At 46.8% G+C, this 24,142-nt stretch carries 21 protein-coding genes; 11 read left to right on the top strand and 10 right to left on the bottom strand.

All coding sequences use genetic code 11. The features are described 5' to 3' along the window. The first annotated feature begins 49 nt into the window (after window positions 1–49). From flgA to M1D72_RS11890, 4 genes are all read left to right on the top strand, one after another. On the top strand, window positions 50–847 hold the full coding sequence (gene flgA / locus M1D72_RS11905) for a flagellar basal body P-ring formation chaperone FlgA (RefSeq protein WP_456296997.1): 798 nt from the start codon (window positions 50–52) through the stop codon (window positions 845–847). A 184-nt stretch (window positions 848–1,031) separates the two neighbouring features. Further along, window positions 1,032–1,316 (top strand): flagellar biosynthesis anti-sigma factor FlgM, encoded by a 285-nt coding sequence (flgM, locus tag M1D72_RS11900; protein WP_390190751.1) that lies wholly within the window; start codon window positions 1,032–1,034, stop codon window positions 1,314–1,316. Between the two features lie 32 nt (window positions 1,317–1,348). After that, window positions 1,349–1,789, top strand: coding sequence for a flagellar export chaperone FlgN (flgN, locus tag M1D72_RS11895; RefSeq protein WP_390190752.1), 441 nt, complete (start codon window positions 1,349–1,351; stop codon window positions 1,787–1,789). Between the two features lie 38 nt (window positions 1,790–1,827). Next, window positions 1,828–2,487, top strand: coding sequence for a lytic transglycosylase domain-containing protein (locus M1D72_RS11890; protein WP_456296996.1), 660 nt, complete (start codon window positions 1,828–1,830; stop codon window positions 2,485–2,487). Window positions 2,488–2,491: 4 nt separating this feature from the next. Here M1D72_RS11890 and M1D72_RS11885 read toward each other — a convergent pair whose 3' ends face one another. The 3 genes from M1D72_RS11885 to M1D72_RS11875 all read right to left on the bottom strand — a co-directional run bounded on the left by M1D72_RS11885 (window position 2,492) and on the right by M1D72_RS11875 (window position 5,403). Then, entirely contained in the window at window positions 2,492–3,508 is a 1,017-nt protein-coding gene (locus tag M1D72_RS11885) for an acyltransferase family protein (RefSeq protein ID WP_456296995.1), read from the bottom strand. Between the two features lie 591 nt (window positions 3,509–4,099). Next, window positions 4,100–4,417, bottom strand: coding sequence for a DUF1244 domain-containing protein (locus tag M1D72_RS11880; protein WP_390190755.1), 318 nt, complete (start codon window positions 4,415–4,417; stop codon window positions 4,100–4,102). Between the two features lie 122 nt (window positions 4,418–4,539). After that, window positions 4,540–5,403 (bottom strand): Tim44 domain-containing protein, encoded by an 864-nt coding sequence (locus M1D72_RS11875; protein WP_456296994.1) that lies wholly within the window; start codon window positions 5,401–5,403, stop codon window positions 4,540–4,542. 177 nt (window positions 5,404–5,580) lie between these two features. On the opposite strand from M1D72_RS11875, the gene M1D72_RS11870 reads away from it, so the two are divergent. The 3 genes from M1D72_RS11870 to M1D72_RS11860 all read left to right on the top strand — a co-directional run bounded on the left by M1D72_RS11870 (window position 5,581) and on the right by M1D72_RS11860 (window position 9,093). Then, a complete protein-coding gene (locus M1D72_RS11870) occupies window positions 5,581–6,171 on the top strand; it encodes a TetR/AcrR family transcriptional regulator (RefSeq protein ID WP_456296993.1) in 591 nt (196 codons plus the stop codon). 6 nt (window positions 6,172–6,177) lie between these two features. Next, a complete protein-coding gene (locus tag M1D72_RS11865) occupies window positions 6,178–8,049 on the top strand; it encodes an MFS transporter (protein ID WP_456296992.1) in 1,872 nt (623 codons plus the stop codon). A gap of 120 nt (window positions 8,050–8,169) precedes the next feature. Beyond that, entirely contained in the window at window positions 8,170–9,093 is a 924-nt protein-coding gene (locus M1D72_RS11860) for a YeiH family protein (protein WP_456296991.1), read from the top strand. A gap of 10 nt (window positions 9,094–9,103) precedes the next feature. On the opposite strand, the gene M1D72_RS11855 is transcribed toward M1D72_RS11860, so the two are convergent. The 7 genes from M1D72_RS11855 to M1D72_RS11825 form a co-directional block, all read right to left on the bottom strand. Next, window positions 9,104–9,256, bottom strand: a complete 153-nt coding sequence (locus M1D72_RS11855; protein ID WP_390190760.1) for a hypothetical protein — start codon at window positions 9,254–9,256, stop codon at window positions 9,104–9,106. Window positions 9,257–9,331: 75 nt separating this feature from the next. Then, entirely contained in the window at window positions 9,332–10,729 is a 1,398-nt protein-coding gene (menE, locus tag M1D72_RS11850) for an o-succinylbenzoate--CoA ligase (protein WP_456296990.1), read from the bottom strand. Next, window positions 10,729–11,715, bottom strand: a complete 987-nt coding sequence (gene menC, locus M1D72_RS11845; RefSeq protein ID WP_390190763.1) for an o-succinylbenzoate synthase — start codon at window positions 11,713–11,715, stop codon at window positions 10,729–10,731. Before menC ends, menE begins: the two co-directional genes overlap by 1 nt. 104 nt (window positions 11,716–11,819) lie before the next feature. Then, entirely contained in the window at window positions 11,820–12,686 is an 867-nt protein-coding gene (menB, locus tag M1D72_RS11840; RefSeq protein WP_390190764.1) for a 1,4-dihydroxy-2-naphthoyl-CoA synthase, read from the bottom strand. 2 nt (window positions 12,687–12,688) lie between these two features. Beyond that, complete coding sequence (gene menH / locus M1D72_RS11835) at window positions 12,689–13,492, bottom strand: 2-succinyl-6-hydroxy-2,4-cyclohexadiene-1-carboxylate synthase (RefSeq protein ID WP_456296989.1); 804 nt, start codon at window positions 13,490–13,492, stop codon at window positions 12,689–12,691. Continuing rightward, on the bottom strand, window positions 13,482–15,200 hold the full coding sequence (gene menD, locus M1D72_RS11830; RefSeq protein WP_456296988.1) for a 2-succinyl-5-enolpyruvyl-6-hydroxy-3-cyclohexene-1-carboxylic-acid synthase: 1,719 nt from the start codon (window positions 15,198–15,200) through the stop codon (window positions 13,482–13,484). Before menD ends, menH begins: the two co-directional genes overlap by 11 nt. After that, window positions 15,197–16,504 (bottom strand): isochorismate synthase, encoded by a 1,308-nt coding sequence (locus M1D72_RS11825; protein WP_456296987.1) that lies wholly within the window; start codon window positions 16,502–16,504, stop codon window positions 15,197–15,199. The genes menD and M1D72_RS11825 overlap by 4 nt, the downstream gene beginning before the upstream one ends. Window positions 16,505–16,721: 217 nt before the next feature. Here M1D72_RS11825 and M1D72_RS11820 point away from each other — a divergent pair, with 217 nt between their 5' ends. From M1D72_RS11820 to pulA, 4 genes are all read left to right on the top strand, one after another. Then, window positions 16,722–17,936: a pyridoxal phosphate-dependent aminotransferase gene (locus tag M1D72_RS11820; protein WP_390190772.1), complete on the top strand. Its 1,215-nt coding sequence runs from the start codon at window positions 16,722–16,724 to the stop codon at window positions 17,934–17,936. Window positions 17,937–18,071: 135 nt separating this feature from the next. Next, complete coding sequence (gene yfbR, locus M1D72_RS11815) at window positions 18,072–18,656, top strand: 5'-deoxynucleotidase (protein WP_390190774.1); 585 nt, start codon at window positions 18,072–18,074, stop codon at window positions 18,654–18,656. A gap of 30 nt (window positions 18,657–18,686) precedes the next feature. Further along, complete coding sequence (locus tag M1D72_RS11810; RefSeq protein WP_456296986.1) at window positions 18,687–20,003, top strand: anti-phage deoxyguanosine triphosphatase; 1,317 nt, start codon at window positions 18,687–18,689, stop codon at window positions 20,001–20,003. 471 nt (window positions 20,004–20,474) lie between these two features. After that, window positions 20,475–24,044: a pullulanase-type alpha-1,6-glucosidase gene (pulA, locus tag M1D72_RS11805; protein ID WP_456297388.1), complete on the top strand. Its 3,570-nt coding sequence runs from the start codon at window positions 20,475–20,477 to the stop codon at window positions 24,042–24,044. The last annotated feature ends 98 nt before the right edge of the window (window positions 24,045–24,142 follow it).

The following is a 24,142-nucleotide window of genomic DNA, read 5'->3' as shown; positions in this document are numbered from 1 at the left end:
TAAACAAGACAAACAAGATACATGCCATAAATAAAAGGCTTTATATTCAATGCTTTACAAACAAATAGGGAAACCAAACTTCCGCATTACGGAAGCAAAAAATGTGAAGAGGAAAGCGCCAATTTCCACATGGTTAAGCTGGGGGCTTGCCACGGGTTTGAGTTTGATGACATGGCAGGTATACGCTCAGCCTCACATGACAGAAAGCGCCATCGAACAAGCTGTGCGTGAGTCATTAAACCAAGAAGTGGCTGAAATGGCGGAGTTTCGCGACTGGCCGCGCTATCGTACTGAGTTTGATTTTTGGATACCGGGCGCCGCTAAGCACCTCCCCAAATGCACAGTACCACTGCAAGTCACAGGCAGAGATAATCAGAGCATGCCGGTCGGCCGCCTCAAGCGCCTAGTCAGTTGCGAGCAATCGCCTTCCTCGTGGAAAATTAATGTGACGATCAAAGCCGCGATTACCATGCCGGTGGTGGTTGCCAAAAGTGTGATTCGCCGCGGAGAGACGGTTAATATCAATTCGTTACAGCTTAAAACTCAGACTTTGACTCGAGAAACATCGGTGTTTACTCATCTTGAACAAGCCGCAGGTAAAGAAGCCCATCGCCAAGTTCGTACTGGGCAAATTCTAAGCCCACGCTTTATCGTCGCCCCAGCATGGGTGGAAAAAGGCAATGAAGTGGTGATTATTGCTGCGCAAGATGGATTTCAGGCAAGCACCAAAGGCGTTGCACTGGAAGAAGGACGAGAAGGCGACCAAATCGACGTGCAAAATAGCCGTTCACAAAAGGTTATCCGTGCCGTGGTCACAGGTATCAATGAAGTCCATACCCAGTTCTGATGTCAAAATTAAAAATTTGACTGAAGGTATCATTTTTGATTTTTATGGGTCGTCATTCGATGCTTGAGTCGTGTATTAATAAAAATAAACAACTTTCGCATCAAAATCCTCGATCCCATTTAATATTGTTAATACCTAAGTCGTTTATTAATGGTAACAATGGCTAAATTAAGTAAGACGACACATGAAAATTGACAAAGTTTCGGGCGGTCACGTCCCTCAAACCAGTTTCAACCAGTCGCGATCAAACGTACAAAGTACGCCAGAAGCGAAGTCAGCTCCGCAATCGGCGATGAATGTAAATACTGCAGCGATCGATCGCGCGCAAGCCGCAATGGCCTCGCTCCCCGATGTGGATATGGCGAAAGTTGAAAAAGTGAAAGATGCGTTGGTGAAAGGTGAACTCAAGTTAGACACTAAGGCGTTATCTCACGCCATCATGCAATTTCACACTGGTCACGAATCATAATTCCAATTGGTACAAAGGTAATGGAGACGACCATGAACTCAAGTAAAACACGTCTTGCGCAGCAGTTTGTCGGAACGATCAGAGCAGATATCGAGCGCTATCAGCAGCTCGCACAATTGCTTGAAGCTCAAAAACCTTTATACCTGCAATTTAATGGCGAAGCGTTGGATACTAACCTTCGCCAAGTTAACCCTATTCTTGATGCTTTGGGCCAATCGGCGAATACTCGCACTCAATGCATGAAGCAGCTGCATTTACCTGCCAACGAGCAAGGTGCTAACCGCTTGCTGCACGCACTGCCCGCCCCTATTAAGCCGGGTATTCTCAAGCAATGGGCGAAATTACAAAGCTTGGTCAAGCGCTGTCAGCAACTTAACTATGAAAATGGCCAAAGTTCGGCGTCATTTCACGAACTGATAAAGCCGATCTTTCAGCCCGAGCAGCATACTTATCAAGAGCACAATATTTGGTAATTAAGCCTAACGCCGCGTTAAAATGGTTTTGGGTCGTCATGACTCTGCTCTCTCCTTGGGCACACGCGGCAAACTTCCCTTCGTCACCAGATATAGAACGTGCCTATCAGCGATTCCTGCCTTACCACACGCAAATTACTCAGCGGTTGCGCCAGTACTCGCCCTTTTTAACCCGCGTCTCACACCAGCTAAAAGCGCAATCTTTGCCCCAAGAGTTACTGCTGCTGCCGATGCTCGAATCCTCCCTAAACAGGAATGCAGTGTCTCATGCGCAAGCCGCCGGCTTATGGCAATTAATGCCAGCGACCGCCAAACGCTTTGGCCTAAAGGTGACCCCAACCCACGACCAGCGGCTCGACCCAGAACTCAGTACAAAAGCGGCTTTAAGCTATTTACGTTTCTTGTATCGTAAGTTCGACCAAGATTTATCTCTGACTCTCGCCGCTTATAACGCGGGAGAAGGTCGAGTGATGCGTGCCATCGGCCAAAGTAACACTCGCCAGTTTGCACGCTTACCTCTGCCGATCGAGTCACAACAATACGTTAGTCGCTTTTATGCGCTCACTCGATTAATCGACATCCACACCTTGATCACTCAATCTGAGTTTAACTTACGTTTGTTTGGCAATAAAAAAGCGATGATGCACCAACCTTTGATTGACTTATCACCGCTAAAGCCTCTCATTCAAATCGAGTAAATAATTAGGATTTCGACAAAAACCGAGAACTGAACCACAACTGTTGCTGCTCGACCTTACGTTTGCCGAGCAAGTATTGGCGCGTAACGTTCGTCCCATCGAGTACTAATTCCGCAATAATTGGTCCAAACACGCCTGCGAATAGGGCCAGTAAAAACACCAAATCAAGATTATAGATTCCCAACTTATGCATCAGAATTCGAACGGCAGACGTAAAGAACACGTGCAGTAGATAAATGGTAAAGGAGAAATAACCAATTCTCGCCAGCGCCGTATTTTCAGCGCCTAAAGTCAGAGCCCCCACACAAAACACCATGCCACAGATGAGCGCCTGCAACGACAATCGGCCTTCAAGCTCAAAGTAACCGAGCATGATTGAGACTAAATACAGCACAACAGCCAGAGCCATTACACCACCCATCAGCGGTGGAATTTTACTAAGAATCCCAAAACGCTGCACCGCAAGGCCAGTTAAAAAATACGGCATGAGATAAGCGACGCCTTGTAAGGAGAAATATGAGATCGTGACATGAGATAAAAATACCGCTGCCGCCGCGAGGAATACCAGAAAAAAAGTCACTGGTTTAGAGAGCAAGCGCAGATACTCCAATACAGAGACAATCGCAAAAATGATGAAAATCGCTTCAACAAACCAAAAGTGTGCCACTGGAATAATATGCAAAAGCTTCCAGTTAAAATAGCCGCCATTGGTACCAGGTGTTGCAGATTGGACAATGGCAAACAGAGTCCCCAGTGTCAGCATCGGAACCAACACGCGCTTAAACTTGCCGCTTAAGAAACGCCCAAAATCTCCATTGAAAGGGCGATATGCATACACAACCCCTGAGATGAAAGTAAAAAGAGGCATACGTATATAGGCAAAGGTATCGTTGATTTCTCGGTACCATCCGGTGTCGACCCTCAAACCATTACTCGCATCACTTCCAATGACATGAAACGCAACTAATAATATACACGCCAAACCTCTTAGCGTATCGACTTTTATATTTCTTTTATTCATAAACATGCTGGCCAATAAAATACAATAATTAACCATCACAGCATTTATAAATTAAATTTAAAACACGACAAATTCAATTAGAACGATATTCCAGATATTAAGAATTAATTTTCAAAACGAACAAAAATAAAATACATTAATATAAATTCAATAGTTAACCAGAGCTTATCCAAGCGTCTAGTTTAATTTAGCTATATATTATTAACCCCAAGCAAGACTTTATGAGTATGACCACTATCGGCTATACCCCTTAGGGCCTAACAACCCTCAACACGCTTTTTCTTATAGAGGCCTACACATTTAAGTATTGGTCCAACTATATCCCAACATTCAAAAAGATATCGTTTAGAGGTGAAGAAAATGGGAAATGAACATTCGTTTACATCTAATTCATAATATAAGGAACATCAACTACGCAAAGAATATAAAACAATAATAAAGGAGGAAGGAAGAAATATTAATTAATTAAACTTTTATATGCATTATATAATATAAAACTAACTAAGATATAAATTGCGTTATGATTTTTATTTTGGCATTGATGATATATTGGAAATCATCAATGCCAATATCTTTCGCCAGCGACAGTGACTATCGGTTTTGTTTTGCTTCGTAGGCCGCTAACTGCTCAGGGGTTGCTGGCGGCTGATGGTTTTGTTTCCACTCGTCGTAAGTCATGCCGTACACGCGCTCTCGTGCGTCATCAAGGTCGAGGCCGAGACCTTGACTCTCCGCTTCCGCTTGATACCACTTGCTGAAGCAATTTCGGCAGAAACCCGCCAAGATCATTAAGTCTATGTTTTGTACATCCTTATTGTCATCAAGATGCGCGAGTAAACGGCGAAATACCGCTGCGTCGAGTTGGTCCTGCTGCTGTTGAGATAGTTGTTGATATTTAAAGTCAGGCACGTTACTTCCTTTTGATGATGTATTTATCATTCCATCATAACGGTTGAACACCGCCATCGGTAGTCTGGAACATAAAAAAGCCTCGCATCAGCGAGGCTTTATAAACGTTAGGCCTTGCGCGATTAGCCTTGAATGCCAACAATCAACCATGGTGCATTTGGCACGGTTAAATCACGCTCTAAATGCCACACATCGGTGATATCTTCTTCAATACCTTCGACTTTATCAGCGTAACGTCCGGTAAATTGCAAGCTTAACTGCGCTTTATTCGCGTCATAATCTGCACGGACAATTTCTGCGTCCACATACATAACGTCAGTGTGCTGCTCACCATCCAATTTTGCTCGCTCTTGTTTCAGTTCTTCAAACAGACTTGGCGACATATATTCTTCTAGTGTCTCAAGCTGATTGTAGTTCCACGCTCCCTGCAAAATTCGGTAGTGTTCGCGAGACCCATTGATAAAAGCCGCTTGATCAAACCCTGGTGGGTAGTTGTGGGGAACATCGGTTTGTGCGCCAAAGCCTGTGCTTGCAGAACCTGCAGGTTGCTCAAAATTGTGCACATTTGGCTGCTCATATTGACGCTGCGCACCACCAAAAGCAGGCTGCTGCTGATTCATACTGCTCTGCTTCGCCGCTAATGTGCCTCGCATCATTCTGAAGATGAAGAACGCGATCAAACCGATGATAAGGATATCCATAAACTGAATACCTTCAAATGCGCCGCCAAAGAACGCAGCCAACAAACCACCTGCTAATAAGCCGCCAAGCAGACCGCCCATCAGACCTCTCTTCCCTGATGTTGAATTTGTAGCCGCTTTATTGTTACCTAAAGTACTGGTATTTTGCGCAGACTGCTTAGGTGCAGGCGCGGTTTTAAACGCTTTACCAAAGCTTTTCCCACCACCAAGTTTCCTTGCTTCAGCATGTGGGACAGATACCACTGCAATCATAAGCAGTGCGACAAAAGAAAAAAGACGTTTCATGTAATTCCTTCAGAATAGAGCAGGTTCATCGACATCATAGCCAGTTAGTTGATGGAATAAAACCGGGGATTCTTAGATAGATGTATCAGAATATTGCAAATAATAAAGCGAATTGGTTGACGCTTGTATCCGCTGCTCTTTACTATATTGAACATTGTTCATTAATGACTTGGGATCATGGCTAGAAGAAACGATCACACAAGGGAAGAGTTGATCGCTCTGACACTTAATACGGTAAAAACTTTTTTGAATTCTCACTCCTACCACGAACTGAGTCTGCGTAAAGTAGCAAATATGATTGGCTACGTCCCCAGCACTTTGGTTAATGTATTTGGGAATTACAACTTGTTGTTGTTACATGTTGTTGCACAAACTGTCGACGAATTAGCCAAGGAAGCCCAAAAAGTCACCTCAAAGCAAACCGACCCAAGCGTTGCTTTATATGAACTCGCTTATTGTTACCATGATTTCGCGAAAAAGCACCCCTACCGTTGGCAACTGATTTTTGAACACAATATGAATGGTGATCAATTGCCAGAGTGGCAAGCAAATCGCATTGAAAATATGACCAATATGTTGGAAGGCTTGTTACGTATGCTCGGTCCGTCGCACTCAGAGCAAGAAGTACTCAAAGCGAGTCGCGTGCTATGGTCTGGTGTTCATGGAATTACGCTACTCAGCGTTGATGATAAATTTTTTGCGGCTGAGCCAATTAATGGCAAAGAGCTAATCGAAAATTTGCTGTCTAACTACCTGCGACATTGGTAACGCATCATGGCGGAATCAAAACCCTCTCTTCTTACCCAGCGCCGCTTTCTGCCGTATTTTATTACTCAGTTTCTTGGTGCCTTTAACGACAATATTTTTAAAAACGTTTTACTTCTTTTCGTTGCCTTTGCAAGCGCAGAGGCTTTGTCGATGTCCAGTAACCTATTTATCAATCTTGCAGCTGGGTTATTTATCCTGCCATTCTTTTTGTTTTCAGCGTCTGCAGGTGTACTGGCAGACAAATACGAAAAATCCGGATTTATTCGAAAAGTTAAGCTCGCAGAGATTGGAATTATGCTGCTTGGTGCCATTGGCTTTTTAACCGAAAGCTATGTCATTTTGCTTCTCTTACTCTTTTTGATGGGAACCCAATCCGCCTTTTTTGGCCCGGTTAAGTATGCCCTTCTCCCTCAACAGTTAGGAGAAAAGGAACTGGTTCCCGGTAATGCACTTGTCGAGACAGGCACATTTCTCGCGATACTGCTAGGGACGCTTGGGGCTGGGGTTATTGCTTCGGCGCACTATGCACAATATATTGCCGCAGGCGCGGTGGTTTTGTTTTCGCTGCTTGGTTATATCGCCAGTCGACAGATCCCAAAAGCGCCAGCCAGTGCACCTGACATTGACTTTAAATGGCGTCCTATCGCGCAAACGCGTCAAACCTTGAGCATTGCAAAATCAGACCGAGCAGTCTTTTGGTCATTGATGGCAATCAGTTGGTTTTGGTTTCTTGGTGCGACCTATTTAACCCAATTTCCAAACTTTACTAAATTGTATCTGCATGGCAGTGAAAGCGCGGTTTCGTTTTTGCTTGCCCTGTTCTCCGTTGGCGTCGCCGTCGGGTCTTTGGCCTGTGATAAAATTTCCAATCACCGAATTGAAATCGGCGTCGTACCGCTTGGAAGCCTTGGTATAACCTTATTCGGTGGGTTGATGGCGGCATCCGTTCCCGAACATGTACCCAGTTACACAAGTTTTGCGCAGTTTATTAGTGACAGCACATTGTGGCCTGTGTTTGCCTACTTATTGCTACTCGGAGCATCTGGGGGCGTTTTCATCGTTCCTTTATACGCGCTGATGCAGTATCGCTCGAAAGAAACCGAACGCGCGCAAGTCGTGGCGGCTTTAAATATTTATAACTCGCTGTTTATGGTGATGAGCGCGGTATTTGGCATTCTCTGCTTGAGTGTCATTGGGTTATCTATTCCACAGCTCTTCTTGTTACTTGCCGGGCTGAATTTGGTGGTCACCGCTCTGCTCTTTTTTAGCGTCCCAATGTTTGTCGTTCGCTTGCTGGTGTGGGTGTTAACTCATACCCTCTACCGGGTAAAACACAAAAACCTGCATCACCTTCCAGAAAAAGGCGGTGCGCTGCTGGTGTGTAATCATGTCAGTTATATGGATGCGCTGATGTTGAGTGCCGTTTGCCCGCGTCTGATTCGTTTTGTGATGGAAGAGGATTACGCCAATTATCCCCCGATTCGCCGTTTCTTAAAACGTGCTGGCGTTATTCCAATTTCGGCCAAGCGCCAAAGTTCGATTCGCCGAGCGTTTTCCCAAGTCGAAGAAGCACTCCATCAAGGTCATATTGTGTGTATTTTCCCAGAGGGTCGACTGACGCCTGATGGCGAGGTTCATCCCTTTATGCGCGGCATGGATATCATTCTTAAACGCAGCCCAGTACCAGTAATTCCAATCGCCATCAAAGGGTTATGGGGTAGCTACTTTAGCCGTAAAAACGGCTCTGCTTGTTGCGGTTGCCCAAGGCTTCGCCGTTCACAAGTTGAAATCGAGGCCGGTCAGCCAGTCGATTCTAGTCAGGCGACCACCAGCGTCATGCAGTACAAGGTTGCGGCCTTGCGTGGTGACTGGCGATAAAGTCACTGATTGTAGAACAACACCAGCGTTCAGTTTATCTGAACGCTGGTTCAGAATTATCAGATTTTATATTAACGCCACATTGTTACACTTACTTCCTCTTTGATGCGAGTGTCACTTATGGCGAATAATATTAAATTCATTCCTTTTCTCTTAGCGTTAGCCTATTGCCTCACGCCCTACGCCAGTTCGCCATCTGCACTATTAATCGGTTTTTTACTCTCTGTAACCCAGCAAGTACCAGCGCGTATTCCCGTCACCGCTATTACCAAAAAGCTGCTTAGTTACTCAATCATTGGGCTAGGCTTTGGCGTTCCCTTGCAGCAAGCTCTAACGGTTACCACTGACAGTATTGGCTTAATTCTCATCTCTATCACAGGCACACTGATTCTCGGTTACTTTATGAGCCAATGGCTTAAGTTAGAATCACGGACAGGCTACCTTATCTCTGCGGGTACGGCGATTTGTGGAGGGAGCGCTATCGCAGCCGTCGCCCCTGCCATCAATGCGAAGGACGATCAAATGGGGCTGGCCTTAGCGACGGTGTTTATTCTCAATTCTGTCGCGCTGTTTGTATTCCCGGTCATCGGTCATGCTTTAGGCATGTCTCAACTTGAATTTGGCACTTGGGCTGCAGTCGCCATTCACGATACCTCTTCCGTCGTCGGCGCCGCATCAGCTTATGGCGAGCAAGCCCTAACCACAGCGACGACATTAAAGCTGACACGCGCCCTGTGGATCATCCCAGTGGCTCTGATCAGTGCCGTGTTATTTCGAAGCCATAGAAAAAAATGGGTGCTCCCATACTTTATCGCTTTTTATGCGCTGGCGATCATCGTAAGTGATCAATGGCCACAATTCTCAACGTTGTATCAAAGTATATTTTCCGTTTCAAAACGCGCGTTGATCATCTGCTTGTTTTTGATTGGCTGTGGTATTTCGGTGGAAAAGATGCGGGGCGCGGGCGTTAAGCCTCTAGTGCTCGGAGTGGGGCTATGGGTCAGTGTATCGCTCAGTTCACTGGCTTGGATTATGCTCGGTTGAGCCGTTAAAATTAACGGGCTGTTTTACCTGAAAACTGGCGCTCAAGTACGATGGCTAAAAGTAATACAAACCCACTTAGCTCAGCCAAAGAACGCGGTAAGCCTTGCGTCAAACTGGCTAAGACAAGTTGTAATACGATCGCAGTGACTATCGCCCATTTCATTTCTTATACCCATAACAAGCTAATATATACGCTTATTATGAATACAAGTTATATTGGTACAAATTCATTTTTGAACTAAGAAATAACTTCAAACTCGGTTGTTTCGTTAAGCCACTGCTTAAGCGCCTGACGAGAAACCTTAATGCCACTTTGCTTCAGAGCCTCTGGCATCAAAAAGTAATGGTCCGGCCATTTAAATTTTACCAAATGATGATGTAACCACGCTTCAAGTTTATCTCGCGGTGGTAATGATGCCGCATCAAGAATCGCAACCGGGCGCGCTCCAAACTCTTCACTTTCAATTGGAACAACAAAAGCTTGCAACACCTTGGGAAACCCAACCAGCGCGGCTTCAACTTCCTCACAATGTATATTCTCGCCGCCAGAGATAAACAGATTATCGGCGCGACCAATAATATGCAGCTGATTTGCTTGCCACTTTCCGAGGTCGCCGCTGGCAAACCAACCGCTGTCTGAACGAAGTGAGCGGAGCGTGCCTTGGAAATAGTAGCCGCTGGCTAACGTATCACCACCGATAAAGATATGATTACCCTCAATTTTCACTTGGCGATTTGGCAGCACATCACCAACACCCGTTTGCCCATCCACCGCTTTTGCACTGATGGTCGAGGCCGCCTCTGTCATGCCGTACCCTATCCAAGTTTGAACGCCCAATGCATTCGCCCGCTCAGCCAGCTCTGTTGGTATATGCCCGCCACCAAGCAAAACATGGGTTAACTTGAGAGGGGTTGAGCTTGTCAGTAAGCGCTGAAGCTGGGTGGGAACCAAAGAGGCGTGCGTCGCATCCTGAATATCTTGATGTAAGTCGCCTGAAGCTAATTTCAGGCAGCCCCCTGCTGCCAGCCAACGATAAATGATCGACAAACCCGAGACGTGGTAAATCGGTAAACTGAGTAGCCAAGTATCATCGCAGGTAAAAGCAAACTTTTGCAATAGACCGTTGGCGGACGCAAAATGCTGAGCGTGACTGTGCGCCACCGCTTTCGGACGCCCCGTAGAGCCTGACGTAAAGACGATCGTAGCGAGTGCATCAAGACAATAATTAGACGTCACGTGAGGTAATGAGTCCGTCCATAGCAATGGCTGTAATGTGGAACACAGCTGCGCCTCACGTTCTGCGTTGGCATCTAACCAGCGCCACTGCGCCTGGTCATGCTTATACAAAGCGTCGAGTTTATCCTTTAGTAGTGACTTAGGTTGGGGCATGGTGAGCGCCGTAATCGCGCCAAGATGCATAGCGCCAAGTAAATACCACAGCATTTGCTGTGAGTCTTTCCCGACTAAGGTCACCACACTGCCTGCTGTGACACCTTGCTCTGCTAGTTGCCTGGCAATACTGCTTACATGCCCAGCTAACTGCTGCCAACTGATGCGCTCATTGGGCGTCACTAATGCGCAGGCATCACCACGTTGTGATGCCCAAAATTCGAAAGGATTTTGCTGAGGTTGCATTAAGATTGCCAAAGTAACTCTTGTTCATTGAGCGCACAAACTGGGAGTGGGCTATTAGGCCACGGCACCTCAAGCTGAGCCTGAAACAGCTGCGCGGTATCCAGCCCCGGAGTGACATTAGGCAATAACCATTTCGACAAGCGAGCGAGTTGGTTCAAGCCCAAGCTGGATTCAAGGCTAGAGCTAATGATGGGCTGAATGCCTAAATCACGCGAACGTTTTATTAAAGTGATACAACGCAGTACCGAACCAATCAGCGTCGGTTTGATAACAATCGTTTTTACGCCGGTGAGATCTTCTAAGCTAAACTCTTCATCACGTACCGCTTCCTGCAGGGTTTCATCCCAAGCGATCGCAATGCCGGTATTTATAGCGAAACTTAAGCTATCTCCTGGGCTTTTACACGGCTCTTCGATAAACGCAATACGTTGACGACGTGAAGGCGTGATGTAACTGGCAAATTTTTGCGCTTTTTCTAGCGTCCATGCTCGATTCGCATCAAGGCGCAGCATCAACTTAGGCACCGCCTCAAGCAGCACATTGACTAACATACCGTCACGAATAGGTTCGTAAAGCCCCACTTTAATCTTAGCGACGCACTCCCCTGACAGCGTACTCAGTACCGGTATTAAGTCATCGGCATCACCATAACACAATGGCGCACTGCGATAGCTGCCATCAAGCGGCAGCCCTTGTTCCAACTCAAGCATCGCCATCGACAACCCAAACGCCACACTAGGGTGCATTGACTCTAAATCTAAGTCATCACCTCGTACCCAAAGCTCTGCCATCTCTTGGGCCTGAATACCCGCTTGCTCTAAGCTTTCTTGGCTAAACCCCGGTAAAGGCGCTATTTCACCTCGGCCGACATCGCCATCTTGTGTCAATTCAACAACGTAACCGACACGTTCCTCGAGCCGTGTGTCTCGAAGAATCACTCCGCTATCCATCGGTAATCGATAACGGTAGAGTTTAGCTGATTTCATCTCTGTTCCTACCCGTTAAACGAACCGTTTCCCTTGTAAGTTGATTAGAGCAACAAAGCGGTCACGGTTCAATTTATGGTTGTAAAGGTTTGTGTCTACCTAGCTTAAGGGTTACGAGGGAACTTATTGAAATCTGGACGACGTTTCTCATTAAAGGCATTGCGCCCTTCTTGGCCTTCATCGGTCATATAGAACATCATCGTCGCATTCCCTGCGAGTTCTTGTAACCCTGCCTGTCCATCACAATCTGCGTTCAATGCCGCTTTCAAACAGCGAATCGCCATTGGGCTATGTTGCAATGTTTCACGGCACCAACGTACCGTTTCTTTCTCTAAATCTTCCAGTGCGACAACCGTGTTGACCAAGCCCATTTCAAGAGCTTCTTTGGCGTCATAAAAGCGGCATAGGAACCAAATCTCACGCGCTTTCTTTTGACCAACAATGCGCGCCATATAAGACGCGCCCCAGCCGCCATCAAACGACCCGACCTTTGGCCCTGTTTGACCAAATTTTGCGTTCTCTGCTGCGATGGTCAAATCACACATCATGTGTAATACATGCCCGCCACCAACCGCCCAACCAGCTACGGAAGCAATCACAGGTTTAGGGCACGTACGAATCTGACGCTGAAAATCGAGGACATTTAGATGATGGGTGCCCGAATCATCTTGGTAACCGCCGTAGTCACCGCGAATTTTCTGATCACCACCAGAACAAAACGCATCTTCACCCAGTCCGGTTAAAATAATCGCACCAACCTGTTCATCATAGCGCGCATCCGCCAAAGCTTGAATCATCTCTTTCACTGTTTGAGGACGGAAAGCGTTACGGACTTGAGGACGAGCAATGGTGATTTTGGCAATACCGTCAGGCGACTTGTGAAAATAAATATCTTGATAATCTGAGCTATGATCAACCCATTCAACGGGCGCGTAAAGTTCTTCTTCTGTGATACCGACTGTTTGTGCCATGGTTATTCTCTTGTCTGGTTCAAGCTCGATGAAGAAATAGCTTGAAGATGTTGAAAAATCAGATGGGCAAACGCACGAGGTTGTTCTTGATGAACATTATGGCCAGCGTTCGCCACTTGGCTATAAGACAGACCACTTTGCTCTGCCATTGCAGAGAATTTCTTGTCTTTTATGCCACAAATATAATGTGCTGCAATAGAAATGCTTTGCAGTTGTGTCAATAAATTCGGTTGTTTCGCTAATGAGGTACAACAAAGCATGTTTGCAATACAGACGCCTAGGTTAGCACTCCGTTTCGCAACCAAGATTTGTCTTTGCTCATGGTTTAATGAACTAAATACCGGTTGCTGGTACCAGTCGTTTAAAACCTGTTCAATGGGTTCGCCTTCAAAACGCTTAGCCCACGCTTTGTCATTGCGCCAGCGTTCCTCTCGCTGCTGATCAGTTTTGAGCCCGAAGTTGCCCCCTTCTAAAAGTAAAAGCTGAAGGTTTAAGCGCGAAAAACGCTCAAATGCCACGCCATACATCACAAGACGAGCGCCCAAAGAATACCCAACGAGCGCAACGGGTGTTTGCGGCGAAACATGTTGCAAAATCGCTTGTTGTATCAATTGACAACAGTGGTCAAAACCCTCGCACGCAACCGCTTGGCTCTGTCCATGACCGGGAAGATCAATCGTTAATTTATTGGTCGTTGCCAACTGGTTAAGGCTCGTTTGCCAATCGTCACTACTCCCTAAGAGGCCATGTAGAAATACGGCAACAGGCTGCCCGGGTTGAGCGCATTGAAAATGACTATAAAGCATCAATCTGGCTCATCAGTTGGTGTATCTGCTGTGCAGCTTGTTGAGGCGGAGTCATCACCTCAAGCAATAACGTGCCCTCTCCGTGGTAAAGATGCCTATCCACAGCACTTTGATAATGAGAGACCGTTTCAGGGCGACAATAAGCTAAACCAAATTGCTGAGCGGCATGCTCAAATGTCATCCCATGCGGCATTTGATATAGCGCTTGGCGCTGCTCATCAGGCACTGGCAACAAATCAAATATCGCGCCGCCATCATTGTTAAGCACCACCACGACGACGGGTTGTGGAGGGTGGCGCATTAGTGCCAATGAATTCAGATCGTAAAGCAGCGACGTATCACCCACAAACATCACCATAGGCTGTTTTTGGTGACGCTGAACACCCGCTGCTGTAGCAATCAAACCATCAATCCCCGATGCGCCGCGATTGCTGTATACCGACATGCCAGGCCAAACCGTAAACATATCAAGTAAACGGACAAAGAGGCTGTTACCGACAAACACTAAGGTGTCTTTTTCAAGCTCTGTGGCTTTTAAAGCCACCGCAATTTCACTGAGTTCACGCTCAGTACACAGCGACAAACGCGCCATATGTCCAATATCATGGGAAAGGGATTTCAGCTCATCGGCCCACCCTTGCTGAACCGGTTTTTCATAACGTGAAAGTGCCAAAATGGCCTGTTTAATCCACGGTTCAATGTTAGCAACGATATGCGCTTGCGCTAAGTGAGAGGGGTTATTGCGTTCTAGTTCTGGCGCGACATATATGTACTCACAGTGACGCTGCGTCATTTGCTCGGCGAGCCAATGCGTTAGGCGCTTAGAGACGATGCGACTACCCAGTTGTAACACCACTTCCGCCTCACTCAACTGCTGGCGAGCGTGAGCGTGTTGTAGCCACAAATCAAAATGCCCCCACTCACTACCAACGCCACTTTGCGGGTCACAAAGTATTGGCCAGCCGAGTTTTTTCGCCAGTTCGCACGCCTGTATGCCTTGCGTCAACGTCACACTGCCGACAACTATCACGCCGCGGCGGTGGACGTAATCACTCGACCATTGCGGCGCCTTTGCTGCGGCGATCTGTTGGCAACTATAAGCAGCTCCGCTTTGCTGCCAACGCTCGACCGCCTTTACATAATCACTAAAGTACTCCTGCTCATGGCGAGAATATAATGGCTCGGGATAAGGGCAATTAATATGGATAGCACCGCCTTCTCGAGACTGACGATGCACCAGGTCATCAACCGACGTCAGTAACCAATTGAGGCTGACTTGTGTGGTCGGGCTTGGAAGACATAAAGCGCCGGTGACATGTGACGAAAATATATCGGTCTGATTAATGGCTTGGTTGGCGCCACAGCCGACCAACTCAACGGGTCTGTCTGAAGTCAATAATACGAGCTTTTCGCGCGTTAATCCGGATTCGGCGACCGCTGGCAATAAGTTGGCTACTGCGGTTCCGGATGTGACAATCACCGCCACAGCTTGCTGCGCACTCTTCGCCAAACCCAGAGCTAAAAAGCCCAGACCGCGCTCATCAAAATGCGTATGCAACGTCAGCTTAGGGTTGGCATTGGCTTCCAGTGCTAGGGGGGTTGAACGTGATCCTGGCGCCAAGCAAACATCACGAACGCCCGAACGTGCCAACTCTTCCAATAACGTCTTGGCCCAAATTCGATTTAAAGTCGCTTGCTCTCCACTCATGAAGGCTCTCCAACATAGTCAGGCTCTGTAATCAATGACAGCAACGTTGATGTTTTATTATCGAGCTCCTGCCATTCATGTTCGGCTACCGAGCCGGGAACAATGCCTGCGCCAGCAAATAACTGCACTTGGTTATCCACCACTAATGCGCTACGAATCGCCACACAAAGCTGCGCTTCAGTGTGACTAATGTAGCCCATGGAACCTGCGTACCAGCCACGAGCAAAAGGCTCATGCTGGTGAATAAACGCCATAGAAGCGTCACGCGGCAAACCCGCCACAGCAGCGGTAGGCTGCAATGCACTAAGCAGTTGTACGCCGTTTACGCCATGCTTTAACGTCGCATGAATGTTACGTTTAAGATGTTGAACTTGACGCAGTTTAACCAACTGCAGTTGCGACTCAACATCGATATCAATGGCATGAGGCGTTAAGCGTTCAATAATGTCATCCACCACGTACTGGTTTTCATTGACATTTTTACTGTCTTGAGTGAGCCAATTCGCCAGTTGTGTATCGCGCTCCAGATCGGCATCGCGACCAATGGTTCCCGCTAACGCTTCGGTATAGAGCTCTGTTCCTTGCCGCTGGTATAAACGCTCTGGCGTAGAACCAAGGAAGCTCAATTTATCGTCCAGCGCCATTAAAAAATGAAAGCTGTCACGATTTCTTTCTATGCTCGCTTTAAGCAACTGCGCCGCACGAATCGGTGATTTGAGTTCTAGACTGGTTTTTCTCGCTAGCACAACTTTTTTAAATTGTTGCTGCTCTATGCCATCCAGTACTTGCCCGACGAGTTCACGCCATTGCGGTTGGTTTGGAATATGAGTGACACTGAGCACTTCACTGGCTTGTAATGGCGCTGAACTCAGCTCAAACCTTAATTGACGTAGGCCATCTAGTGTCCGTTCAAAATCCGAAGTTAAGTTGACGGCCAAAAAGCATTCACCATCACGGCTGATTAATTCTATCTGAGGTAAAAAGAAAAATGAGGCCATGCAGCGGCGGTTTTTTTCGGTTTGCCCATCAAACGATCGTCCTCCCCAAACACGCTGCCCTTCCGCCAAAATGGCATAAGCGGGTAACGGCGTGGTGAAGGTATGTAACTGACCTAATGCTGCAACAGTTTCTCGACCATCACGCGACTGCCAATAAAATTTAGGAAAGATGGGTTGGGCATCGAGCCAATCAATAAATGAGAAATCTGGCGTCTGTTCAATGTTTTGAATTAGGCGATTGGCGCCAACACTGGCTCGTTCAATTCGCTGAATCAGTGCACTGACCGCTTGATAAAAGTAAGGCAAGTCAACCTCGTATGCTTTGCACTTTAACAAGATAAGATGATTACTCTATTAATAGACCCTTTGCAAATCAAGGCTATTACGCAGGTTTTATTTACCACCTAGATAATAAAACCATTTATATTCTAAAAAATAATGACTTGATTCAGATTTTTATTCTAAAAATACTCTTTTTGGTGTAGCTTAATAAAGTAAATTCAGCAATATAACAGGTAGAGCAATGCAAAATATCGGGATGTCGTCAAAACTCGATAATGTCTGCTATGACATTAGAGGACCTGTACTCAAACATGCTAAACGTATGGAAGAGGAAGGGCATAAAATACTAAAACTGAATATCGGGAATCCCGCCCCATTTGGTTTTGACGCCCCGGACGAAATCTTGGTCGACGTCATCCGTAATTTTCCAACCTCACAAGGATATGTTGACTCAAAAGGCATTTACTCTGCGCGTAAAGCTGTCGTTCAACACTATCAACGTAAAGGGATACGTTCGTTAGATGTAGAAGATGTTTATGTCGGTAATGGCGTTTCTGAGTTGATCGTCATGGCGATGCAAGCCCTACTCAATAACGGCGACGAAATGCTGGTCCCTGCTCCTGACTACCCTCTGTGGACCGCTTCGGTCGCGTTATCTGGGGGCAATGCGGTGCATTACATGTGTGATGAAGAATCGGATTGGTATCCTGATCTTGATGACATTAAAAAGAAGATTACTCCAAACACACGTGGCATTGTCTTAATCAACCCGAATAACCCCACAGGCGCAGTATACAGCCGAGACTTCTTATTGGACGTCATCGAAATTGCTCGTCAGCATAACTTGATCATTTTTGCCGACGAAATCTACGATAAAATTCTCTACGATGGCGCTACCCACACACCACTTGCGTCATTGACTGAAGATGTGTTGGTCATGACCTTTAACGGTCTATCAAAAGCCTACCGTGTTTGCGGCTTTCGCAGCGGATGGATGTTCTTAACTGGGCCAAAACATCTGGCACAAAAGTACATTGCGGGGCTCGATATTTTGGCGTCAATGCGTCTTTGTGCCAATGTGCCCATGCAGCATGCGATTCAAACCGCCCTTGGAGGGTATCAAAGCATCAATGAATTAATTCTGCCGGGCGGTCGTCTGTTAGAACAGCGTGACAAAGCATGGGAAATGATTAATCAGATCCCGGGCGTCTCCTGTGTTAAACCCAAAGGGGCGATGTATCTATTCCCAAAAATTGATACCAAGAAATACAACATTGTTGATGACCAAAAGATGGTATTCGACTTCTTAGTTCAGGAGAAAGTGCTGTTGGTGCAAGGTACAGGCTTTAACTGGCCCAAACCGGATCACTTCCGCATCGTCACCTTGCCGCACGTCGAAGATCTTGAAGTCGCGATAAGCCGCTTTGAGCGCTTTTTAGCGACTTATCGTCAGTAACTTAACGTGTTAGGCTAAATGGGCGCATCTTGGTTATAACCTGATGCGCCCATTTTCGTTTAGAACAAAATGACCATTGATGCCGAAACGGCTGTTGTCACTATGATGCATTCAATTTCAAGGACGCCGATTATCATGAAAGAAAGTCATTTTTTTGCTCACCTTGCCCGTATGAAACTGATTCAACGCTGGCCCTTGATGCGCTCAATTTCCAAAGAAAATGTCTCAGAACACAGTTTGCAGGTCGCTTTTGTTGCCCATGCACTGGCGCTGATTAAGAACAAAAAGTTTAACGGTGAACTCAACCCTGAGCGCATTGCTATTTTGGCGATGTACCATGATAGCAGCGAAGTACTGACCGGCGATCTGCCGACGCCTGTGAAATACTATAATCCCGACATCGCCAAAGAATACAAAAAGATTGAAGCGGCAGCCGAGCACAAATTGCTCTCAATGTTGCCTCAAGAGTTTCAAGATGACTTTGCGCCGTTTTTAATCGCGAAGCAAGCTGACCCTCAGGACGCAGACATCGTCAAACAAGCCGACACCATATGTGCGTATTTGAAATGTTTAGAAGAACTGAGCGCGGGCAATCATGAATATGCTCTAGCGAAAAAGCGCTTGGATGTAACATTAAAAGAGCGTTGGAGTGATGAGATGGATTACTTTCTCAATACCTTTGCCCCAAGCTTTGAGTTATCACTTGATGAGATCAGTTAAGCATTGAGCCCATCACATAAGGAGAATTGAGTGACGTTCGAGATTAACCCTTTATGGCAATCACGCCACGATGATGAACATAAAATTCGCCGCGATGATCACCGTAGTCCTTATCACCGTGACCGAGCGCGTATTCTGCACTCGGCTGCCTTTCGTCGCCTGCAATCGAAAACTCAAGTCCATGGGGCTGCAGATAGCGACTTTCACCGAACTCGTTTAACCCACTCTCTCGAGGCATCACAACTTGGCACCGGGATTGTGGCTCAAATAAAGAAGAAGCAGCCAGAGTTTCGTACGTTGCTGCCAAGCGATAGCTTGATTGATTCTTTGTGTTTGGCCCACGATATTGGGCATCCGCCTTATGGTCACGGGGGAGAAATCGCCCTCAACTATATGATGCGCGAACATGGCGGTTTTGAAGGTAATGCGCAGACTTTTCGCATCGTCACGTTGCTTGAGCCCTATACTGAACATCACGGTATGAATCTAACTCGGCGCTCACTGCTTGGGTTAATCAAATACCCCGCGCTACTGAGTCAAACCCGCGCTGAAATTCAACCTCAAGCCCTCGCTCACCAACGCCATTTAAACCCGCAGCAATGGGCCCCAGCGAAAGGTTTGTATGATATTGATAGGCAAGTATTTGACTGGGTTCTCGAACCTTTAACTGATGGCGATAAACAGCGCATCAGCGAGCTGCTCCCCAACCCACTGGCCTCAACGGCTCATAGTAGCACTCGGTTTAAATCACTCGACTGCTCAATCATGGAATTAGCGGATGATATTGCTTATGGCGTACATGATTTGGAAGACGCAATAGTTATGGGCCTCGTTAACCGTGGGCAATGGCAAGAGCACGGCGCGGCTAAGTTAGTCGATATCGGAGCCCCATGGTTTGAACAGCATATCGACTCGATCAGTGACATGTTGTTTTCCGGTAAACATCACCAACGTAAGGATGCCATTGGCGGAATCGTCAATGCCCTATTGACCAGCATTAGCGTAAAACCGGTCGATGCCCCTTTTGATAGTGATTTACTGGCTTTCAACGCATATTTAGAGCCACATATGGCTGACGCCCTCGAAGTGTTCAAACAATTTGTAAGTCAGAAAGTGATTCAAATTCCTGAGATTCAAGTTGTCGAATATCGCGGACAACAAATCATTATGGATTTATTTGACGCGTTAAGCTCTAATGCCGAACGTTTGCTACCAGAACAACCTCGTCTGAAATGGCGAGCAGCGGACAGTGAATCTCAACGCATGCGAATTATCTGCGACTACATCGCTGCCATGACCGACATCCATGCACAGCGCCTCCACCAGCAGTTGTTTAGCGCCGCATAACGTGCCGTTATCATAAGATCTCATCTAACATCTCGGTCAAATTGTGACCGAGATTCGACCTGAATACTCACCTTAATTTTCGATAGAAATAAAGCCTGTGATCTGACCCGTTAATTGTAGACCCCACGACAGCGTCCCTCTGCCCAACCATCAGCTAGAATTATCCTTTTCAAAACAAAGTTTTCAGTGATTATTATTTTTGTAACAGCGTCCTCTTCCGTCTTCCCCTACAGAACGTGACACGCCTAGCTCTTAAGCGTTTTTTAACAGAGTGAAAAATCTTTAATGAAACCTCTCACAATCTGTCAGCCTCCATCCTGATTAGTATTTTTGCGTTAAGCCTTCAGGCTTGAACATAACGATTTCCGTTTGTAGCACATTCAAAACAATAAACTTGATAACAACACGATAAGGAAAATCGACGTGAGACCATTTTATTTATCTGCCACCGCCAAAGCCTTAATCCCTTTGATGACGCCGCTTTTGCTGCTTGGCTGTAATTCCGATACTGATGACAATGAAACACTTCAACCACCAACGACCACTGCCAGCGTAAAGGTGTATTACAAAGCCAATGGTGACATTGCAGCGCGTGACAATGGCAGCGGTGCCTATAATGGCGCCTCCCTTTATGTCTGGAATAATGACAACTGCGCGGCGTATGTCGGTGATGACCCTAATGCTTCAGACTGGTCGACTGGGCTTACGCCTGACGGGATTGACAGTCAATTTGGTGCTTATTGGGAGCTTGAGTACGCCGATGAAGCAACACAATGCATTAATTTCATTCCGAGAATCGATCAAGAAAAGCCACTTGGTGACTACGATGCGCGCCTCGACCTAACTCAAGTAGGCGACGACAATTCGGTCTATACCCAAGAGGGAGTACAAGCCGTCTATCCAGAACTTATCGCCACCAGTGACATTCCCGCCAATACAGCGCGTGTCTATTTCAATACTCCTGATGGTGATGACGCATTTTTCACTCTGCATATTTGGAACAACGAGACCTGCGATAACTTTGCGGACACAGACACCTCATGGCCAGGCATTGCGCCAACGGGACAAAGCGAGACTTACGGTCTGTACTGGGATATTCCGGTCAATGGCACCGATAACTGCGTTAACATGATCGCCACGAATAGCAGTAATGGCGATTATCAAACCGCTGACCTAAAATTTGAATTCGACAACACAACCGCCATCGGCAATATCGGTTTCGTTTTTAAGGGCACTGATAAAGTGTATTACCAACCTCTCGCCCATAAGCCAAGTAACCAAGTGGAACTCTCTGGCGCCAGTGCCATCTTTGCCGATGACAACGTATTGCTGATAAATAGCAAAGACGCGACATCGGTAACCTTATACTATTCACCCGACGCGATGCTGGCGTTTAACCCACAAACCAAACAAGTCGAAAACGCAGATTTTTCCATTCGTTCAACGCAGCAAACCGCAGCCAACTGGCAAACAGAAAAACCTCAGCTTAGTAGTGATTTTATAGGTTTTGATTTTGACTTTGCTAACTCAACCATGAGTTTAAATGATCTCTTGAAAGGCCAACTGATTGCCGTGGCCAGTGATGCCTCGGGGACAATACTGGCCACCGAAGTGCAAACGGCCAGTGCACTCGACGCGTTATATGCAGACGTCGCGACCACGCTCAGCTACGGCGCAATCATCAATGGTGATGACACCACGAGCTTTCGTTTATGGGCACCCACTGCGCAATCGGTAAGTTTAATCCCATTTGATAGCGACAAAAATGCCATGACCCCGATTGCCATGAACTTTGATAGCGCGTCGGGTAGCTGGGTGGTCGAGAATACCGCCTTGGTACATGGAGATTACTACCGTTACCAAGTCACGGTATATCACCCAGCCACTGATAAACTAGAAACCTATCAAGTCACCGACCCTTACTCTCTGAGTCTGTCAATGAACTCGGAATTGAGCCAAGTGGTAGATCTGTCTCGCGCAGAACTTAAACCCGCGAATTGGGATAATGTCAGTGCACCACACAGCCAAGATAATCCAGCCAAAATGGTGATTTACGAAGCGCATATTCGCGATTTTTCGTCACGTGATGAATCTACCGCTCCCGCAGCTCGTGGCAAATACGCCGCCTTTAGCCAAACTGACAGTGTGCCAGTAGAACATCTCAAAGCACTTTCCACCGCTGGTGTGACGCACTTACATCTGTTGCCAGCGTTCGATATCGCCACCATCAATGAAGATCCGGACCAAGTCGCCAATATTGATGCGCCATTTAGCAAGCTGTGTGAACTCAATAGCGATGTCAGCAGTGACAGCGACCTTGGCAATTACTGCTCAAGCGCCGATACGCTGGCAGAGGTATTTGCCAGCCTCAAAGCGCAAGACAGTTCCAGTAACGCGATTATTCAACGCCTTAACGGCTATGTTCGCGATGTCGATGGTTATAACTGGGGTTACGACCCTTACCATTACACGGTACCAGAAGGTTCTTATGCCAGCGATGCCGACAGCATGACGCGAATTCGCGAGTTCCGCCAGATGGTGATGTCCATTAAGCAGGACATCGGCATGAATGTGGTTATGGATGTGGTTTATAACCACACCAATGAAGCGGGCGTGGCAGATAAATCAGTACTTGATCGCATTGTGCCTTGGTACTATCAACGCTTAAATGAAATCTCCGGTGTGGTAGAAAACTCGACCTGCTGTTCGAACACCGCCCCTGAGCATAAAATGTTTGCCAAGTTGATTGATGACTCTATTGCTACCTGGACGCGTGATTACAAAATTGATGCGTTCCGCTGGGACTTAATGGGCCACCATCCACTGACGCAAATTCAACATACTCTCGCGGCAGCTCAAGCCGAAAACCCAAGCGTGTATTTCTACGGTGAAGGCTGGAACTTTGGTGAGGTAGAAAACGACCGTATGTTCGTACAAGCCACTCAAGCGAACCTTGGCGGTACAGGTATTGGTTCCTTCTCTGACCGTTTACGCGATGCCGTACGTGGCGGCGGCCCATTTGATGAAGGTGACACCATCCGTCAAAACCAGGGCTTTGGTAACGGTGCGTATGTGGCCGTCAATGATCTCAATACGCAAAGTGATAGTGTTAAAGCAAGTGCGCTTCATTCCGCCGATCTCGTACGTCTTGGTATGGCTGGTAACCTCAAAGCCTTCCCAATGATAGATAGCACTGATACCCATATTACGGGCCAAGAGCTCGACTATAACGGGCAACCCGCAGGCTATGCTGAGGATGCTTGGGAAATTCAAAACTACGTGTCAAAGCACGATAATCAAACCCTTTGGGATAATAACCAATATAAGATTGGTTACGAGCAATCGATAGAAACTCGTGTTCGTATGCAAGCGGTCTCTTTAGCCACCTCATTACTGGGTCAAGGCGTGCCTTTTATCCACATGGGGAGTGAATTACTCCGTTCTAAATCCATGCAGCGTGACTCTTACGATTCCGGTGATTGGTATAACTATGTCGACTTCACCAAGCAGACCAATAACTGGAATGTCGGCCTTCCTCGAGAAGATAAGGACAGTGCGAACTGGGCACTGATTGAAAATATCCTGACGCAAGCGGGTGAAAACGCCACGCCGCAAGCTGCCGACATTGATGCAATGGATCACTATTTCCAAGAGCTCGTCGCGCTACGCAGTAGCTCAGGTTTGTTCACGCTCGGTTATGGGAGTGACATCATTGAGCGGGTTCAATTTCACAATACCGGCAGTGAGCAAACACCCGGACTTATCGTGATGAGTATTGATAATAGTGCGGCTTTGTACGACGCAAACATTGATGCGGAGCGCGATGGTGTATTGGTGGTACTAAATGCCAGCCCTGACGCTTTGGAGGATTTTGCCGGCTTTGATGCCAGCGATTACCAGCTATCCAGCATTCAAAGCGCTGCCGGCAGTGATTCGATTGCCTACAACGGCGCTCAAGCCAGTGTTTCGGCATCCGGTTTCGTCAATGTTCCCGCGTGGTCTGTGGCCGTGTTTGAAAAACGTCATTCATTAAATTATTAAGTCCACCTAACCGACTCAAGAGGGAAGCATGCGCTTCCCTCTTTTTTGTCAGTAGCTAGGGAGCGATTCACATTGTAGTGAGTGACCAGTCACACATT

The organism is Vibrio sp. AK197 (genome assembly GCF_053903115.1).
The sequence above is the reverse complement of the archived record's forward strand: the minus strand, read 5'-3'. Positions and strand labels throughout refer to the sequence as shown.

Bases quoted from the DNA above. Each gene is read 5' to 3' on its own strand.
- flgM (WP_390190751.1), top strand. From the start codon at position 1,032: ATGAAAATTGACAAAGTTTCGGGCGGTCACGTCCCTCAAACCAGTTTC.
- M1D72_RS11875 (WP_456296994.1), bottom strand. From the start codon at position 5,403: ATGAAACGTCTTTTTTCTTTTGTCGCACTGCTTATGATTGCAGTGGTA.
- M1D72_RS11860 (WP_456296991.1), top strand. From the start codon at position 8,170: ATGGCGAATAATATTAAATTCATTCCTTTTCTCTTAGCGTTAGCCTAT.
- flgA (WP_456296997.1), top strand. From the start codon at position 50: ATGCTTTACAAACAAATAGGGAAACCAAACTTCCGCATTACGGAAGCA.
- menB (WP_390190764.1), bottom strand. From the start codon at position 12,686: ATGGCACAAACAGTCGGTATCACAGAAGAAGAACTTTACGCGCCCGTT.
- menD (WP_456296988.1), bottom strand. From the start codon at position 15,200: ATGAGTGGAGAGCAAGCGACTTTAAATCGAATTTGGGCCAAGACGTTA.
- M1D72_RS11890 (WP_456296996.1), top strand. From the start codon at position 1,828: ATGACTCTGCTCTCTCCTTGGGCACACGCGGCAAACTTCCCTTCGTCA.
- pulA (WP_456297388.1), top strand. From the start codon at position 20,475: ATGACGCCGCTTTTGCTGCTTGGCTGTAATTCCGATACTGATGACAAT.
- M1D72_RS11865 (WP_456296992.1), top strand. From the start codon at position 6,178: ATGGCGGAATCAAAACCCTCTCTTCTTACCCAGCGCCGCTTTCTGCCG.
- yfbR (WP_390190774.1), top strand. From the start codon at position 18,072: ATGAAAGAAAGTCATTTTTTTGCTCACCTTGCCCGTATGAAACTGATT.
- M1D72_RS11855 (WP_390190760.1), bottom strand. From the start codon at position 9,256: ATGAAATGGGCGATAGTCACTGCGATCGTATTACAACTTGTCTTAGCC.
- flgN (WP_390190752.1), top strand. From the start codon at position 1,349: ATGAACTCAAGTAAAACACGTCTTGCGCAGCAGTTTGTCGGAACGATC.
- menH (WP_456296989.1), bottom strand. From the start codon at position 13,492: ATGCTTTATAGTCATTTTCAATGCGCTCAACCCGGGCAGCCTGTTGCC.
- menE (WP_456296990.1), bottom strand. From the start codon at position 10,729: ATGCAACCTCAGCAAAATCCTTTCGAATTTTGGGCATCACAACGTGGT.
- M1D72_RS11820 (WP_390190772.1), top strand. From the start codon at position 16,722: ATGCAAAATATCGGGATGTCGTCAAAACTCGATAATGTCTGCTATGAC.
- M1D72_RS11885 (WP_456296995.1), bottom strand. From the start codon at position 3,508: ATGAATAAAAGAAATATAAAAGTCGATACGCTAAGAGGTTTGGCGTGT.
- menC (WP_390190763.1), bottom strand. From the start codon at position 11,715: ATGAAATCAGCTAAACTCTACCGTTATCGATTACCGATGGATAGCGGA.
- M1D72_RS11870 (WP_456296993.1), top strand. From the start codon at position 5,581: ATGGCTAGAAGAAACGATCACACAAGGGAAGAGTTGATCGCTCTGACA.